This is a genomic window from Isoptericola sp. NPDC056578, from assembly GCF_042793275.1.
Lineage (GTDB): Bacteria > Actinomycetota > Actinomycetes > Actinomycetales > Cellulomonadaceae > Isoptericola.
Genome location: NZ_JBHTVC010000013.1, coordinates 56,382 through 69,938, shown reverse-complemented (window position 1 = coordinate 69,938; position 13,557 = coordinate 56,382). Strand labels below are relative to the sequence as shown.

Below are 13,557 nucleotides of genomic sequence, written 5' to 3'. Positions count from 1 at the left end.
GCTCGCTCAGGCGGGCGGCGTGAGCAGCGGCTCCAGGTCGGAGGCGTCGACCAGCGGGTCGTCGAGGTCCACCGTGATCTGCGAGCGCGCCATCACCCGCGCCGCGCCCGTGACGGCGGAGCGCAGCGCCGGGTAGTCGCCCACCCTGGTGCGCTCCAGCACCGTGCCGACGAACCGGCTGCCGCGCGGCGAGACCGTCTCCAGCGACTCCCCCTCGCGGATCTCCCCGCGCTGCGCCATGAGGGCGAGCCGCGCCGACGTGCCCGTGCCGGTGGGGCTGCGGCAGAGGACGCCGGGATGCACGTAGGTGGCCGACGGCGACTCCCAGCGGCCGTCGCCCGCCCGGCGCAGGGGACCCATGAAGTGCGCGAACGGCAACGGTCCGACGTCGCCCAGGTCGGGGTGCTCCCGGCGCAGGCCGGGCCGCGCCGCGCGGACGAAGGCGTCCCCGAACGCGGTCAGCGCGACCTGCTCCGTCGGTCCGATGTCGAACCCGTAGCGGGACGCGTCGATCAGCGCGTAGTACGCGCCGCTCCAGACGAGGTCGAACAGCACGTCGCCGTGGTTCGGCACCTCGACGCTCAGCGCCTCGTCGGCCACGTACGCCGGCTCGCCCTCGGTGGTGATGGACACGACCCGCCCGTCGACCACCCGGGCGCTGACCCGGGCCAGGCCTGCCGGGGACTCCAGCGTCACGTCCTGCAGCCCGTCGCCGTCGCGCAGCGGGATGGCCCCGCTCTGCAGCAGCGCGGTGGCCGTGCAGATCGTGTTGGAGCCGGAGTACAGCGGGTACCCCATCGCCTCCATGATCACGTAGCCGGCCTGCGCCCGGGGGTCGCTGGGCTCCACGATCAGGTCCACCGACATCGCGGGGTCGCCGTACGGCTCCGACAGGAGCAGGCGACGCAGCCCGTCGCCCTGCCGCTCCAGGTAGCGCGCCTTCTCCAGCACCGTCCGCCCGGGCAGCGGCTCCACGCCGGACATGACGACCCTGCTGACGTCGCCGCCCGACTGCGCGTCGATCAGCTCGATGGTGCGCTCACGGCTGCGCATACGGTGCCCCCACGGCGTCCCAGTGCCGGTCCGGCACGACGACGAGCTTGCCGACGTAGGACTTCGCCAGGAACGCGCGCTGCGCGTCGTGCAGGGCGGAGAGCCGGAACGTGCGGTCCAGGAGGGGCCGGATCTCGCCGTCGGAGACGTAGCGCACCAGGCGCCGGAACGCGGTGCGCGTGCCCTGCGACGACCCGTGCAGCTCGAGCTGCTTGAGGTACATGGTGCGCAGGTCGAGCTGCACGACCGGCCCGCCGATGGCCCCCGCCGTCGTGTATCGCCCCTCGGGCCGCAGGATGCGGAGCAGGTCGTTGAACATCGGCCCGGCCACCAGGTCGGCGACGACGTCCACCGGGCCGTCCACGACGCGCTCCACCTCCGCCACGAGGTCGGCCACGTCGCGCAGGACGACGTCCTGCGCGCCGATCTCCCGCAGCGCCGCCTCCTTGCCCGCGCTCGTCACGGCGTACGGGACGGCGCCGCGCACGCGCGCCAGCTGGACGATCGCCGAGCCGACCCCGCCGGACGCCCCGGTGACGAGCACGCGCTCCCCCGCGCCGAGTCGGGCCCGGTCGAGCATCTGCTCCGCGGTGAGGTAGGCGCAGCAGAACGTCGCGAGCTCCGCGTCCGCGAGGTCTGCCGTGATCTCGTACGCGTTCTCCGCGGGGGCGGTCATGTACTCGGCGTACCCGCCGTCGCGTCCGTGCCCGATGTAGTCGATGTCCGCGAGGCTGTCGTCGCCCTCGGGCCGGTGGTAGAGCGAGAAGTCCACCATCACGCGCTCCCCGACCCGGTCGGCGGGCACGCCGTCGCCGACGGCGGCGATCACGCCGACGGTGTCCGCGCCCTGGATCCGCGGGAAGGTGAGGGTGGATCTGCCGCGTCTCCACGTCGAGACGGAGCCCGGGTCCGTCTCCGTGCCGTACGCGCCCTCGCGGACCCACACGTCCGTGTTGTTCATGCCGCAGGCATGCACGTCGATCAGGACCTCGCCCGCCGCGGGCACGGGCGTGGGCACGTCGTCGCGGTACACCAGCCGGTCGAGGCCACCGTGGCCGACGAGCTGGACCGCGGCCATCACCGCCGGGATCTCCGCCGTCAGTGTCGCTCCCATCATGTGAGCCTAGGGGCGGGAGGCCCGTCGCGTCATCGGGACGGCCGCACGTCGCCCGGCCCCCGGGCGACCGGTGGGAGAATCGGGCCCGTGCCCGACCAGCTCCCGCCCACGCCACCGGTCTCCCCCGAGCCGTCCCCGTTCGCCCACGTCGTGTACTACGAGCCGCGCATCCCGGGGAACACGGGCTCCGCCATCCGCCTCGCCGCCGTGACCGGCGCGCGCCTGCACCTCGTGGAACCGCTGGGCTTCGACCTCTCCGAGGCGAAGCTCAAGCGCGCCGGGCTGGACTACCACGACCTCGCCGTCATGGACGTGCACCCCACTTTCGACGCCGCGCTCGACGCCCTGCCCGGGGCGCGCGTCTTCGCGTTCACCGCGCACGCCGACACCACGTACACCGACGTCGTGTTCCGGCCCGGCGACGTCCTGCTGTTCGGCCCCGAGCCGACCGGCCTGCCCGACGAGGCGATGGACCACCCGCGCGTCACGGACCGCGTGAGAATCCCCATGCTGCCCGGACGGCGCTCGCTCAACCTCACGAACGCCGCGTCGATCGTCGTGTACGAGGCGTGGCGGCAGGCGGGCTTCCCCGGCGCCGTCTGATCCCGGGACGGCCGCGGCACGGGCCGCCCCTCACCCCGGCAGCACGTCCAGGGTCGCCCGGGCCACCATGCTCACGGCGCCGCCGACGCGGACGTCGCGCAGCGCGTCGGGGCTCCCCTGCGGGAGCACCGACAGCAGGCTCGGGCGTCCGGTGAAGCGGCCCTGCCGCAGGACGAGCTCCTCCCCGACGGGCACGACGCCGTGGCGGGCCAGGTAGGCGCCGACGCAGCCCGCTGCGCTGCCCGTCGCAACGTCCTCCAGCACTCCGTCGTTGTTCCAGTGCCGGCCCTCGAGCGCGTCGACGTCGAGCACGTACGCGTACTGCGCGCCGTACCGAGCGACCAGCTCCCCGAAGTCGGGGCGGACGATCCTCGCCTGCGCCAGTCCGTCCACGACGGGCACCACCAGGTAGCGCAGACCGGTGGAGACGACCTGCAGCGGGAGGTCGGCGAGCCCTCCGGCGGGCAGGTTCAGCGCCGCCGCCACCTCCGCCCGGTCCTCGGGCGGCACGGTCGCGAGGAACGCGGGGGCACCCTGGTCGAGCTCCGCGTGGTACCCGGTGGCGGTGGGCCGGGTGGAGACCTCGACCGTCCTGGTGGGCAGCCGGAGCGACCAGCGCCGCGGACCGGCCGAGCCGTCGCGCTCGTGCAGCACGGCGGCCGCGCCCAGCAGCGGGTGCCCGGCGAACTCGAGCTCCCCGAAGAGGTCGAAGACCCGGGCGGCGACGGCCTCCTCACCGTCGTCCGTCCGCAGGAAGATCGCCTCGAAGTGGCGCAGCTCCTGGGTGATCGCGAGCATCTGCGTGGCGGTGAGGCCCGGGTGGTCCCAGAAGACCGCCAGCGAGTTGCCGGTGTACGCCCGCGCGGCGAAGACGTCGACGTGCCGGTACGACAGCGGCGCACGATCGTGCACGTTCTCGCCCGCCCGGGTCATGCGCCGGCCCCCACGACACGGACGAGCTCGCCGAGCCGGCCCATGACCTCGGAGCCCGGGGCGGCGTCCGTGACGAGGCCCGCGACGGCGTCGAACCCGATCACCTCGTACGGCGACGCGGCCCCGATCTTCTCGGACGAGCCCAGTACGTACGTCTCGGCGGCACGCCCGGCCAGCGCCCGCTTCATGGCGGCCTCGTCCGGGTCGCCGGTGGTCAGTCCGGCGTCGGGGTGGATGCCGGTGACGCCGAGGAGGAAGAGGTCCGCCGAGACCCGCTGCGCGGCCTCGACCGTAGCCGCGCCGCTCGCCACCGCGGAGTGCTTGAAGAGCCGGCCACCCAGCACGAACACCTCGGCAACCGGGTGCTCGACCAGCGCCGCCGCGACCGTCGGGCTGTGCGTGACGACGGTGCAGCGCAGGCCGGGCGGCAGCGCCCGGGCAACCGCGAGGGCCGTCGTCCCGCCGTCGAGGATGACCGTGCTGCCCGGGTCGATCAACCGCACCGCCGCCGCGGCGACACGCTGTTTGCCGGTCACCTCGACCCGCTGCCGGCCGGCGTAGTCGGCGACCGCCGGGGACACCGGCAGCGCCCCGCCGTAGACCCGCTGGCACAGCCCCTCGGCCGCCAGCTCGCGCAGGTCCCGGCGGATGCTGTCCTCCGAGAGGCCGAGCTCGGCCGCGGCCGTCTTCGCCACGACCTTGCCGTCGCGGCGAAGGGTCTCGAGGAGGTGGTCACGCCTCTCGGCAGCGAGCATCGTCGTTCTCGTTTCTTCGTAGTTCTGCATGTTTGTGTCTAGTCTACGGGGATGACCCGACCACTGCTCATCCTGATCGCCGGCCCCTATCGCTCCGGCACCGACGGCGACCCCGCCGCGATGGAGGCCAACCTCCGCCGGCTCGAGGAGGCGGCCTGGCCCGTCTTCGCCGCGGGACACGTCCCCATGATCGGCGAGTGGGTGGCGCTGCCGGTGCTGCGCTCGGCCGGCGCCACGCTGGACGACGAGCTCGCGGACGACGTGCTCTACCCGACGGCGCAGCGGCTGCTCCAGCACTGCGACGCCGTGCTGCGGCTGCCCGGCGAGTCGACCGGGGCCGACCAGGACGTCGCGATCGCCGAGAGCCGGGGTCTCCCGGTCTACTACGACGTCGCCGACGTGCCGCGTCTCGCGGACGCCGACCGGTGACCGGGCGGCCCGGGGTCGACGTCCCCGACCACCGTGGCCGGACGGGGCTCGACCGGGTGGGGCGGGCGCTGGACCGCAACCCGGACGTCGTCGTCCGCGAGGTCGAGGTCACCTCCGACGGCTGGCACGTGCTGCGCCGCACGACCTTCGACCACCGCAGGCGCGACGGGAGCTGGCACACCCTGCAGCGCGAGACCTACGACCGCGGGGACGGTGCCACGATCCTGCTGCACGACGACGCGCGGTCCACCGTGCTGCTCACGCGGCAGTTCCGGTTCCCGGCCTACGTCAACGACCACCCCGACGGCATGCTGATCGAGACGGCCGCAGGCCTGCTCGACGACGACGACCCCGAGACCGCGATCCGGCGCGAGGTCGCCGAGGAGCTCGGTGTCGCCGTCGGGCCGGTCGAGCACGTCTTCACCGCGTACATGAGCCCCGGCTCGGTCACCGAGAAGGTCCACTTCTACGCGGCGCCCTACACGCCGCACGACCGCGTCGGCCCGGGCGGCGGGATCGCCCACGAGGGCGAGGACATCGAGGCCGTCGAGCTCCGCCGCGACGACGCCCTGGCCATGGTCCGCGACGGCCGCATCGTCGACGGCAAGACCATCATGCTGCTCCAGTGGTGGGCACTGCGGGGCTGACGACAAGATGTCCACCATGCGCAGCAGCCTCTTCCACCACACCGAGCCGCAGGGCGAGCCCGGCAGCTTCCAGCTCGTCAACCCGCGGATGCTCAAGGTCGACCTCGCCGGCTCCGGCGGGTTCTTCTACGCCAAGCAGGGGTCGATGGTCGCCTACCAGGGCGACGTGGACTTCGCCTACGAGGGCGCGGGCGGCATGACCAAGCTCTTCAAGAAGGCGTTCACCGGCGAGGGCATGTCGCTGATGAAGGTCTCGGGGAGCGGCGACGTCTTCCTCGCCCAGGACGCCGACGAGGTGTTCGTGCTGTACCTGGAGAACGAGAGCGTCACCGTCTCCGGCAGCAACATCCTCGCGTTCGAGAGCACGCTGACCTGGGACATCAACCGCGTGCAGGGCGCGTCCATGCTCAGCGGCGGGCTGTTCAACACCACGTTCACCGGCTCGGGCGCGCTCGCCGTCACCGCGTACGGCACCCCCGTCGTGCTCGAGGTCGACGAGCCCACCTACGTCGACATGCAGAGCGTGGTGCTCTGGTCCACGACCCTCTCCAGCACCGTGCGCAAGACGGCGAAGCTCGGCGCGGCCATCGGCCGCGGCTCGGGCGAGGCGTACCAGCTCGGGCTCACCGGCCAGGGGATCGTCGTCGTGCAGGCCTCCGAGGGCCACCCGCTGCCGAACCAGGGCTGACGAGGCCTACGGCGGCGCCGCGGCCGTTTGCACATCCGGGGGCTCCTGGGATGCTCGGCCCATGACGCCTCGCGACCGTGCGCTGCCGAGCGACCCCGAGCGTTCCCGCGGACTGGTCCTGCGCTGGGCCGGTCCGACGACGACGCGGCCCGACATGGAGCTCCTCGCCGTCGACCTCGTCAACGAGGGCACCGAGGTCTGGACCCCGCGGGAGGAGGAGCTCATCGTCGCGGGAGGCCTGCTGCTGTCTCCCGGGGAGGAACGGGCGTCCTTCGACTTCGCCTTCTTCGGGAGCCAGGGGGTCGCCGTCCCGTTGGGACCCGGCGACTACGCACGCCTCCCGGTGTCGATCGGTGGCTTCGAGTGGGCGCGTGCGAAGCCCGGCCCAGCGCACGTCCGCGCCGTGCTCCCCGCGCTCAGCCTCTGGACGGAGGATCCGCTCCCGGTGGACTTGACCGCCGACGTCATCGACCGGCACCGCCTGGAGGACCTGCCTCTCGCGGAGCCGGAGTAGGGCGTCCTGGCCGTTCACCGGCGTCAGGCGGGCGCGAGCACCTCGACGCGGTTGCCCGCGCCGTCGCGCGTGTGGAACCTCAGGTAGCCGGCGAAGCTCTCGCGCTCGGAGCGGTCGACGGCGAAGCCCGCGGCCTCCAGCCGGTCCGCGGTCTCGTCGAGCGCGGCGACGTCGTCCACCACCAGGGCCGGGTGCGCCTTGCGCGCCGGCGCGAACGGGTCCTCCACGCCGACGTGGATCTCGGCGACGACCGCACCGCCGTGGTCGACGCCGCGGAACCAGCAGCCGCCGCGGCCCGCCAGCTCCGGCGGCTTGGCCACCTCCGTCAGCCCCAGACCCGTGGCGTAGAACGCGCGGGCCGCGTCCTCGCCGCCGGGTGGGCACGCCACCTGCACGTGATGCAGCCGCATCGGTCCCCCTCACCGTCGAAGTATCTTGACGTCAAGATACCTCGTCGCTCCGCCGCTCCCGACGACGGCGCTCCGCGGCGGCCCGGACGGCCCATCCGCCGCCCACGAAGATCGGCACGCTGACCAGGAACCGGCCGAACGGAGAGAGGTCGGGCGCAAGCGCCTCGATCACGTAGACCGACGCGCCCGCAAGGGTCACGAACAGCGCGCCGATGAGGAAGACACGCACCACCTCACCCCTCCAGCAGCCAGGTCGCCGCGCGCCGCAGCAGCTCGGCGTGCGACGGCGAGTCGTAGGCGCGCACGTCGTGCCCCAGCCCGCTGTACACGGTGCGGCCGCCGTGCGCGTCGGCGACCCAGACGGCGGGGTGCCGCTCGCCGTCGTCGTCGCTCACCCACCCCAGCACCTGCGACGAGGGCGCCACGCGCAGGTGGCAGTACCGCTCGTCGACCACGTCGACGGCGCCCAGCCCCTCCGTGATCGGGTGCGCGCCGACCGCCAGCGGCACCGTCGTCGGGCCCAGCGGCGGGTGCATCGACTCACCCGGCACCCATCGGCCGCCGAGCACCTCCTCCCACTCCGGATGGTCGCCGAACGCGTTCGCCGCCTGGTGCACGGCGAGGATCCGGCCACCGGCGCGCGCCCAGACGTCGAGGCGGGCGTGGAACGGGGCCCATGCCGCGTCGTCAGGGCCGATGCCGGCCTCCCGCAGCCCCGGCCACGGCGTGCCCGCGTTGACCACGAGCAGGTCGACGTCGTCCAGGTCGTCGAGGCTGTCGGGGAACGTCGAGCGCACGACGACGTCGGGGGCACCCGCGGCGAGGTCCAGGCCCGCGAGCACCAGTGCCAGCCGGTGCGAGGTGGCCGCGTGGTCGTGCCAGGGGTCCTCGTGGCGGTCGCGGCCGGCGAGGATGAGGATGCGGGGCGGTCGGGAGTCGCGCGTCGTCGTCACGACGCCCCATCCTGCCCGGCCGCGCAGGTCCGCGGCCACCGACCGCACAGGAACGATCGCCCGGCCGCGCGATCCCGCGGACGACTCAGCCGACGACGAGCCGCACGAGCGCCTCGACCCGAAGGTCGTCGTTCCCGGCCGACAGACGCCCCGCCCGGTGCAGCGCGACGAGGCCGTGCACAGCGCCCCACAGAACCTCGGCCGCGGTCGCCGTGTCGGGGGGTGGCGCTTCGAGCCCCGCCAGCGCGCCCTCGATCGCCACGAAGCCCGCGCGGACGGTCTCCGGCGTGTCGTCCGAGGCGAACGGGATCACCACCGGCAGCAGGAACATCGCGTCGTAGGTCGCGGGGTGCTGCGCGGCGAAGTCCAGGTATGCCGTCACCAGCGCGTGCACCCTCTCGGCGTCCGCGCCGGCCTGCCCGGACGTCGCGGCCGAGAGCACGCTTGCCAGCTCCTCGAAACCCGCCATCGCGACGGCGGTGACGATCTCCGTGCGCCCCTGCGGGAAGTGCCCGTAGAGCACGGGCTGGCTGTACTCGATCGCGCCCGCGAGCCGGCGGGTCGTCACGGCCTCCCACCCCTGCTCTTCCGCGAGCGCCCGGGCGGCAGTCACGATGCGCTCCCGGCGGTCGGCCACCTCGCGGGCTCGGCGTGCTGCGGCAGGCGTCGTCATGCCGGCGACTCTAGCACTGCTAGAAGTTCGCTGATATGTTCTCTAGCGATGCTAGATCTAGCAGCGCTAGTCACCAAAGGGAGCGTGGGTCATGGAGTGGTTGCCGATCGTCGCCGTCGTCGTCACCGGGCTGCTGGTCGGTGTGGAGGCGTCCGTCGTGTTCGTCATGAACCCGATCTTCGACGGCCTGCCCGACGACGCCGCGGTCCTCGCCCGCGCGCACGGCGGCCGGATGCTCGGGCGCCTCATGCCGTTCTGGTACATCGGCGCGACGCTGCTCATCGTCCGCACCGTGGTGGTCGTCCCCCAGGCCGCGGCGCTCGCCTGGACCTCGGTGGCCCTGATGCTCGTCAGCGTCGTGATGTCCGTCGCGCTGCTCGTACCGATCAACAACCGCTCGAAGACGTGGACGCCCGACACGCTCCCCGCGGACTGGCGCGAGCAGACGGACCGGTGGAACCGCCTCCACCTCGTGCGCGTCGCCGTCATCGTCGCAGCGTTCGTCCTCGTGACCGCGGCCGCCGTCCGCTGAGCTGCCACGGCTCCGGCACGCTCGATTCATGGTGCGGTCCGGGCGGTCAGGCCTCCAGCAGCACCGCCGACCCCTGGCCGCCGCCGCCGCACAGCGCGGCGGCGCCCACCGACCCTGGCCCGAGCAGCTCCAGCCGCCGGGCGAGGTGCCCCACGACGCGCGCCCCGGACGCCCCGATGGGGTGCCCCAGCGCGATGGCGCCGCCGTGCGCGTTCACCAGCTCCGGGTCCAGCCCCAGCAGGTCGACCGACGCGAGCACGACCGCGGCGAACGCCTCGTTGATCTCGACGGCGCCGAGGTCGCGCGGCGCGACGCCCGCACGCTCGCAGGCGGCCGTGATCGCGTTCGCCGGCTGCGCGTGCAGGCCGACGTCCGGCCCCGCGACCAGCGCGTGGGACCGCACGCGCACCCCGGTCAGCCCTCGGGCCTCCGCGACGTCGTCCGCCACGAGCACCAGGGCCGCTGCGCCGTCGGAGATCTGCGACGCGTTGCCGGCCGTGATCGTGCCGTCCTCGCGGAACGCCGGTCGCAGCCGCGCGAGGCCGTCGAGCGTCGAGTCCGGGCGCACGCCGTCGTCGGCCTCGACGCGGACCGTGCCGCGCCGGCCGGGCACGTCGTAGGGCGCGATCTCCTCGGCGAGCAGCTCCGCCGCCTTGGCGGCCCGCGTGTGCGACGCGACGGCCAGCGCGTCCTGCGCCTCGCGCGTGTTCCAGGCCGCGGCGGCCATCGCCTCGCCGTGCCGCTCGGTGCTCAGCCCCATCGAGTCGTGCTCGAACGCGTCGGTCAGCCCGTCGTGCGCCATCGTGTCGATCAGCTCCACGGGGCCGAACTTCTGCCCCGCGCGCGAGCCCACCCAGGCGTGCGGCGCGAGCGTCATCGACTCCATCCCGACCACCGCGACGATCCGCGCCTCCCCGCCCGAGATGAGGCGGTGCGCCTGCACCACCGCCTCCGCCCCGGACAGGCAGACCGCGTTGAGCGACACGGCCGGCACCGTCATCGGCACCCCCGCGCCGACGGCCGCCTGGCGGGCCGGGTTCTGCCCGGCGCCGCCCTGCAGCACCTGCCCGCCGACGACGACGTCCACCTCCCCCGGCCCCACGCCGGCCGCCGCGAGCGCCGCCGCCAGCGCGTGCGCGCCCAGCGTCGTCGCCGGCACGGCCGCGAACGCCCCGTTCGCGCGCACGAACGGCGTCCGCCGGTACCCCGCGATCACGGTCATCGTCGTCCCTCCTCCGCCACGGCCGGCGAGCCGTCGCCCGTCCCGGCCTCGTCCTCCAGCTCCACGACCAGCTCCGCCTCCGTCGCCTCGCGCACCTCGTCGACCGTGACGCCCGGCGCCAGCCGGCGCAGCACGAACGCGGCCTCCAGGCCGTGGTCGGCGACGTCGAGCACGGCGCGGTCGGTGACGATCCGGTCGACGACGCCCTCCCCGGTCAGCGGCAGGGTGCACCGGCGGCGCAGCTTGGGCGAACCGTCGCGGGCGACGTGGTCCATGAGCGCGACGATGCGCCGCGCCCCGACCACGAGGTCCATCGCGCCGCCCATGCCCTTGACGAGCTTGCCCGGCACGGTCCAGCTCGCCAGGTCGCCCGTCGCGGACACCTGCAGCGCACCCAGGATGGCGATGTCGATGTGGCCGCCGCGGATCATCGCGAACGAGTCGGCCGCGTCGAAGAAGCTCGCGCCCGGCACGGCGGTGACCGTCTGCTTGCCCGCGTTGATCAGGTCGGCGTCCTCGGTGCCCTCGACGGGGAACGGGCCGATGCCGAGGAGGCCGTTCTCGCTCTGCAGCGTGATGCCGACCCCCGGCGGCAGGTGGTTCGCCACGAGCGTCGGGATGCCGATGCCGAGGTTGACGTAGTCACCGTCGCGCAGTTCCGCCGCCGCGACGGCGGCCATCTCGTCGCGCGTCCAGGTCATGCCGCACCTCCCTGCTCGACGGGCTCGACAGGCTCGACGGGGTCGGCGGCCTCGCCCCGCGGGCGCACCGTGCGCTGCTCGATGTCCTTGACCCGCTCGCGCGCCAGCACGAGGCGGTGCGTGTAGATGCCCGGCGTCACGACGACGTCCGGGTCGATCGGCTCGTCGGTGATCTCCTCCGCCTCGACCACCGTCACGCGCCCGGCCGTCGCGATCACCGGGTTGAAGTTGCGCGCCGTGTACCGGTAGACGAGGTTGCCGAACCGGTCCGCGCGCCGCGCGTGCACCAGCGACAGGTCGGCCACGATCGCCCGCTCCAGCACGTACCGGCGACCGTCGATCTCGTCCACGGGCTTGCCCTCGGCGACGGGCGTGCCGACCCCGGTGGGCGTGTAGAAGGCGGGGATGCCGGCACCGCCCGCCCGCAGCCGCTCGGCGAGCGTGCCCTGCGGCACGAACTCGACCTCGAGCGCGCCGTCCAGGTACTGCTGCGCGAACAGCTTGTTCTCCCCCACGTACGACGACAGCACGCGCCGCACCTGGTCGTTCTCCAGCAGGATGCCGAGCCCCTTGCCGTCCACGCCCATGTTGTTGGACACGACCGTCAGGTCCTTCACCCCGGAGTCGCGCACCGCCTCGATGAGGTCGGTCGGGTTGCCGCTCAGGCCGAACCCGCCGACGGCGATCGTCATGCCGTCGCGCAGCAGGCCGTCCAGCGCGGCCACGGCGCTGGGCTGCCGCCGGTCCACCGTCCTCGACACGGTCCTCGACACGGTCCTGGTCATCGTCGTCCCCCGTTCTCCTCGACCGTACGTCCGACGGCGGGGCCGTCGGGAGTGTCTTCCACGCCCTGCTCCGCCCGCTCGGACCGGCGCAGCACCGCCTCGGCGTGCCGCAGCAGCGGCGCGTCGACCATCTGGCCGCCCACGGTGAGCACGCCGGCGTCCGCCGAGCGGCCGGCGGGCAGGTCCGCGAGCGCTTCCGCCCGGCCGGACGCCGCGGCGAGGACCTCGCGCGCCCGCTCCACCTCGGCCTCGGACGGCGCGAACGCGGCGCGCACGACGGCGACGTGGCTCGGGTGCACGCAAAGCGACGCGACGAAACCGCTGGCCGCGGCGTCGAGCGCCTCGGCACGCAGCCCGGCGAGGTCGTCGAGCTCCAGGTGCACGGCGTCGATCGCCGCCTTGCCCGCCGCACCGGCCGCGAGCAGCACCGCCGACCGGGCGTGCCGCGCGACCTCGCGGTAGCGGCCGTCGTCGAACCGGCTGGACGTGCCGTGCAGGGACGCCACCAGGTCCTCGGCGCCCCACGCGAGCGCGACGACATCCGGCCGGGCGGCCAGCGCGGGCGCGGCGAGCACGCCCGCGGCCGTCTCGCACAGCGCGACGACGGCGTACGGGCCACCGTCCGGCGCGAGCAGGGGCCCGACGAACCGGCCGTCCGCCTTCGGCAGCATCACCGTGCGGTACGGCGTGCGCGCGAGCGCGGCGAGGTCGGCGTCGTGCTCCGGGGTGCCGACCGCGTTGACCCGCACGATCACGCGTTCCGGGTCGAGCACCGTGTCGACGAGCGCGGCGCGGGCCGCGTCCTTGCGCCCGGGCGCGACGGCGTCCTCCAGGTCGAGGATCGCCGCGTCGGCGCGGTCCAGGGCCTTGGCGAACCGGTCGGGCCGGTCGGCCGGGCAGAACAGCAGCGCCGGGCCGAGCGCGAACGGGACGGGGTTCACAGCACGCCCCCGCCGTGCTCGCTCGCGTTCTTGTGCTCGTGCTCCTCGTGGCCCTCGCGCGTCCACATCAGCATGGTCCGCCCCGCCTGGGCCACGACCTCGCCGTCCTGGTTGCGGCCCACGTGCTGCACGGTCACGACGCCCGTGCCGGGGCGCGAGCGCGACAGCCGCCGGTCGACGACCGTCGTCTCCCCGTACAGCGTGTCGCCGTGGAACATCGGGTGCGGGAACGCCACCTCCGTGAAGCCGAGGTTCGCGACCAGGGTGCCGCGCGTCAGGTGCGCGACCGACAGCCCCACCAGGGTGGCCAACGTGAGCATGGAGTTCACCAGGGGGCGGCCGAACGGCTGCGTCGCCGCCCACGCCGCGTCCAGGTGCAGGCCCTGCGGGTTCATCGTGACGGACGTGAACAGCACGTCGTCCGCCTCCGTCATCGTGCGACCCGGCCGGTGCACGTACCGCACGTCCGGCTCCAGCTCGTCGTAGTACAGCCCGCGCTGCACCTCGTCACGCATGACGTGCTCCTTCCTCCCTGCCGACCAGGCGGTTCTGCACCTTCTGAGCCGTCAGAACGTGCGGAACCACCTGTTCGACGCCGGAC

General features: G+C 74.1%; 19 protein-coding genes. 6 read left to right on the top strand and 13 right to left on the bottom strand.

Annotation, left to right across the window (positions count from 1 at the left end; translation table 11 throughout):
* Positions 1-6: 6 nt before the first annotated feature.
* Both ACFQ80_RS07650 and ACFQ80_RS07645 read right to left on the bottom strand, forming a co-directional pair.
* Positions 7-1,053, bottom strand: coding sequence for a proline racemase family protein (locus tag ACFQ80_RS07650; protein ID WP_430563225.1), 1,047 nt, complete (start codon positions 1,051-1,053; stop codon positions 7-9).
* Positions 1,040-2,167, bottom strand: coding sequence for an alcohol dehydrogenase family protein (locus ACFQ80_RS07645; protein WP_430563224.1), 1,128 nt, complete (start codon positions 2,165-2,167; stop codon positions 1,040-1,042). The genes ACFQ80_RS07650 and ACFQ80_RS07645 overlap by 14 nt, the downstream gene beginning before the upstream one ends.
* A 153-nt stretch (positions 2,168-2,320) precedes the next feature.
* Here ACFQ80_RS07645 and ACFQ80_RS07640 point away from each other — a divergent pair, with 153 nt between their 5' ends.
* On the top strand, positions 2,321-2,773 hold the full coding sequence (locus ACFQ80_RS07640) for a tRNA (cytidine(34)-2'-O)-methyltransferase (RefSeq protein ID WP_430563241.1): 453 nt from the start codon (positions 2,321-2,323) through the stop codon (positions 2,771-2,773).
* A 30-nt stretch (positions 2,774-2,803) separates the two neighbouring features.
* Here the strand turns inward: ACFQ80_RS07640 and ACFQ80_RS07635 are convergent, their stop codons facing one another.
* Positions 2,804-3,706 carry a PhzF family phenazine biosynthesis protein gene (locus tag ACFQ80_RS07635; RefSeq protein ID WP_430563223.1) on the bottom strand — a complete coding sequence of 301 codons (903 nt, stop codon included), beginning with the start codon at positions 3,704-3,706 and terminating at the stop codon, positions 2,804-2,806.
* Positions 3,703-4,461, bottom strand: a complete 759-nt coding sequence (locus ACFQ80_RS07630) for a DeoR/GlpR family DNA-binding transcription regulator (protein ID WP_430563222.1) — start codon at positions 4,459-4,461, stop codon at positions 3,703-3,705. Before ACFQ80_RS07630 ends, ACFQ80_RS07635 begins: the two co-directional genes overlap by 4 nt.
* Positions 4,462-4,512: 51 nt before the next feature.
* Between ACFQ80_RS07630 and ACFQ80_RS07625 the strand changes: the two genes are divergently transcribed.
* From ACFQ80_RS07625 to ACFQ80_RS07610, 4 genes are all read left to right on the top strand, one after another.
* Positions 4,513-4,890 (top strand): DUF4406 domain-containing protein, encoded by a 378-nt coding sequence (locus ACFQ80_RS07625; protein ID WP_430563221.1) that lies wholly within the window; start codon positions 4,513-4,515, stop codon positions 4,888-4,890.
* Complete coding sequence (locus tag ACFQ80_RS07620; RefSeq protein ID WP_430563220.1) at positions 4,887-5,537, top strand: NUDIX domain-containing protein; 651 nt, start codon at positions 4,887-4,889, stop codon at positions 5,535-5,537. Before ACFQ80_RS07625 ends, ACFQ80_RS07620 begins: the two co-directional genes overlap by 4 nt.
* A 16-nt stretch (positions 5,538-5,553) precedes the next feature.
* On the top strand, positions 5,554-6,225 hold the full coding sequence (locus ACFQ80_RS07615; RefSeq protein ID WP_430563219.1) for an AIM24 family protein: 672 nt from the start codon (positions 5,554-5,556) through the stop codon (positions 6,223-6,225).
* Between the two features lie 61 nt (positions 6,226-6,286).
* Entirely contained in the window at positions 6,287-6,739 is a 453-nt protein-coding gene (locus ACFQ80_RS07610) for a hypothetical protein (protein ID WP_430563218.1), read from the top strand.
* Between the two features lie 23 nt (positions 6,740-6,762).
* On the opposite strand, the gene ACFQ80_RS07605 is transcribed toward ACFQ80_RS07610, so the two are convergent.
* From ACFQ80_RS07605 to ACFQ80_RS07590, 4 genes are all read right to left on the bottom strand, one after another.
* Positions 6,763-7,149, bottom strand: coding sequence for a VOC family protein (locus tag ACFQ80_RS07605; RefSeq protein WP_430563217.1), 387 nt, complete (start codon positions 7,147-7,149; stop codon positions 6,763-6,765).
* A gap of 31 nt (positions 7,150-7,180) precedes the next feature.
* A complete protein-coding gene (locus tag ACFQ80_RS07600; RefSeq protein WP_430563216.1) occupies positions 7,181-7,378 on the bottom strand; it encodes a hypothetical protein in 198 nt (65 codons plus the stop codon).
* Positions 7,379-7,382: 4 nt separating this feature from the next.
* Positions 7,383-8,102 (bottom strand): ThuA domain-containing protein, encoded by a 720-nt coding sequence (locus ACFQ80_RS07595; RefSeq protein ID WP_430563215.1) that lies wholly within the window; start codon positions 8,100-8,102, stop codon positions 7,383-7,385.
* Between the two features lie 85 nt (positions 8,103-8,187).
* The gene (locus tag ACFQ80_RS07590) at positions 8,188-8,775 is read right to left on the bottom strand and encodes a TetR/AcrR family transcriptional regulator (RefSeq protein ID WP_430563214.1); all 588 of its coding nucleotides are present in this window, start codon (positions 8,773-8,775) and stop codon (positions 8,188-8,190) included.
* A gap of 91 nt (positions 8,776-8,866) precedes the next feature.
* Here ACFQ80_RS07590 and ACFQ80_RS07585 point away from each other — a divergent pair, with 91 nt between their 5' ends.
* Positions 8,867-9,307, top strand: coding sequence for an anthrone oxygenase family protein (locus ACFQ80_RS07585; RefSeq protein ID WP_430563213.1), 441 nt, complete (start codon positions 8,867-8,869; stop codon positions 9,305-9,307).
* Positions 9,308-9,353: 46 nt separating this feature from the next.
* On the opposite strand, the gene ACFQ80_RS07580 is transcribed toward ACFQ80_RS07585, so the two are convergent.
* The 5 genes from ACFQ80_RS07580 to ACFQ80_RS07560 are packed head-to-tail and all read right to left on the bottom strand — an operon-like array spanning position 9,354 to position 13,471.
* A complete protein-coding gene (locus ACFQ80_RS07580) occupies positions 9,354-10,529 on the bottom strand; it encodes an acetyl-CoA C-acyltransferase (protein WP_430563212.1) in 1,176 nt (391 codons plus the stop codon).
* Entirely contained in the window at positions 10,526-11,230 is a 705-nt protein-coding gene (locus ACFQ80_RS07575; RefSeq protein ID WP_430550659.1) for a 3-oxoacid CoA-transferase subunit B, read from the bottom strand. The genes ACFQ80_RS07580 and ACFQ80_RS07575 overlap by 4 nt, the downstream gene beginning before the upstream one ends.
* Positions 11,227-12,015 (bottom strand): CoA transferase subunit A, encoded by a 789-nt coding sequence (locus ACFQ80_RS07570; protein WP_430563211.1) that lies wholly within the window; start codon positions 12,013-12,015, stop codon positions 11,227-11,229. The genes ACFQ80_RS07575 and ACFQ80_RS07570 overlap by 4 nt, the downstream gene beginning before the upstream one ends.
* A complete protein-coding gene (locus ACFQ80_RS07565; RefSeq protein WP_430563210.1) occupies positions 12,012-12,956 on the bottom strand; it encodes an HpcH/HpaI aldolase/citrate lyase family protein in 945 nt (314 codons plus the stop codon). The genes ACFQ80_RS07570 and ACFQ80_RS07565 overlap by 4 nt, the downstream gene beginning before the upstream one ends.
* Positions 12,953-13,471 (bottom strand): MaoC family dehydratase, encoded by a 519-nt coding sequence (locus ACFQ80_RS07560; RefSeq protein WP_430550662.1) that lies wholly within the window; start codon positions 13,469-13,471, stop codon positions 12,953-12,955. The genes ACFQ80_RS07565 and ACFQ80_RS07560 overlap by 4 nt, the downstream gene beginning before the upstream one ends.
* Positions 13,472-13,557 lie beyond the last annotated feature (86 nt).

Coding starts and splice junctions, on each gene's coding strand:
- ACFQ80_RS07635 (WP_430563223.1), bottom strand. CDS start 3,706: ATGACCCGGGCGGGCGAGAACGTGCACGATCGTGCGCCGCTGTCGTAC.
- ACFQ80_RS07580 (WP_430563212.1), bottom strand. CDS start 10,529: ATGACCGTGATCGCGGGGTACCGGCGGACGCCGTTCGTGCGCGCGAAC.
- ACFQ80_RS07575 (WP_430550659.1), bottom strand. CDS start 11,230: ATGACCTGGACGCGCGACGAGATGGCCGCCGTCGCGGCGGCGGAACTG.
- ACFQ80_RS07590 (WP_430563214.1), bottom strand. CDS start 8,775: ATGACGACGCCTGCCGCAGCACGCCGAGCCCGCGAGGTGGCCGACCGC.
- ACFQ80_RS07610 (WP_430563218.1), top strand. CDS start 6,287: ATGACGCCTCGCGACCGTGCGCTGCCGAGCGACCCCGAGCGTTCCCGC.
- ACFQ80_RS07645 (WP_430563224.1), bottom strand. CDS start 2,167: ATGGGAGCGACACTGACGGCGGAGATCCCGGCGGTGATGGCCGCGGTC.
- ACFQ80_RS07570 (WP_430563211.1), bottom strand. CDS start 12,015: ATGACCAGGACCGTGTCGAGGACCGTGTCGAGGACGGTGGACCGGCGG.
- ACFQ80_RS07560 (WP_430550662.1), bottom strand. CDS start 13,471: ATGCGTGACGAGGTGCAGCGCGGGCTGTACTACGACGAGCTGGAGCCG.
- ACFQ80_RS07630 (WP_430563222.1), bottom strand. CDS start 4,461: ATGCTCGCTGCCGAGAGGCGTGACCACCTCCTCGAGACCCTTCGCCGC.
- ACFQ80_RS07625 (WP_430563221.1), top strand. CDS start 4,513: ATGACCCGACCACTGCTCATCCTGATCGCCGGCCCCTATCGCTCCGGC.
- ACFQ80_RS07585 (WP_430563213.1), top strand. CDS start 8,867: ATGGAGTGGTTGCCGATCGTCGCCGTCGTCGTCACCGGGCTGCTGGTC.
- ACFQ80_RS07650 (WP_430563225.1), bottom strand. CDS start 1,053: ATGCGCAGCCGTGAGCGCACCATCGAGCTGATCGACGCGCAGTCGGGC.
- ACFQ80_RS07605 (WP_430563217.1), bottom strand. CDS start 7,149: ATGCGGCTGCATCACGTGCAGGTGGCGTGCCCACCCGGCGGCGAGGAC.
- ACFQ80_RS07615 (WP_430563219.1), top strand. CDS start 5,554: ATGCGCAGCAGCCTCTTCCACCACACCGAGCCGCAGGGCGAGCCCGGC.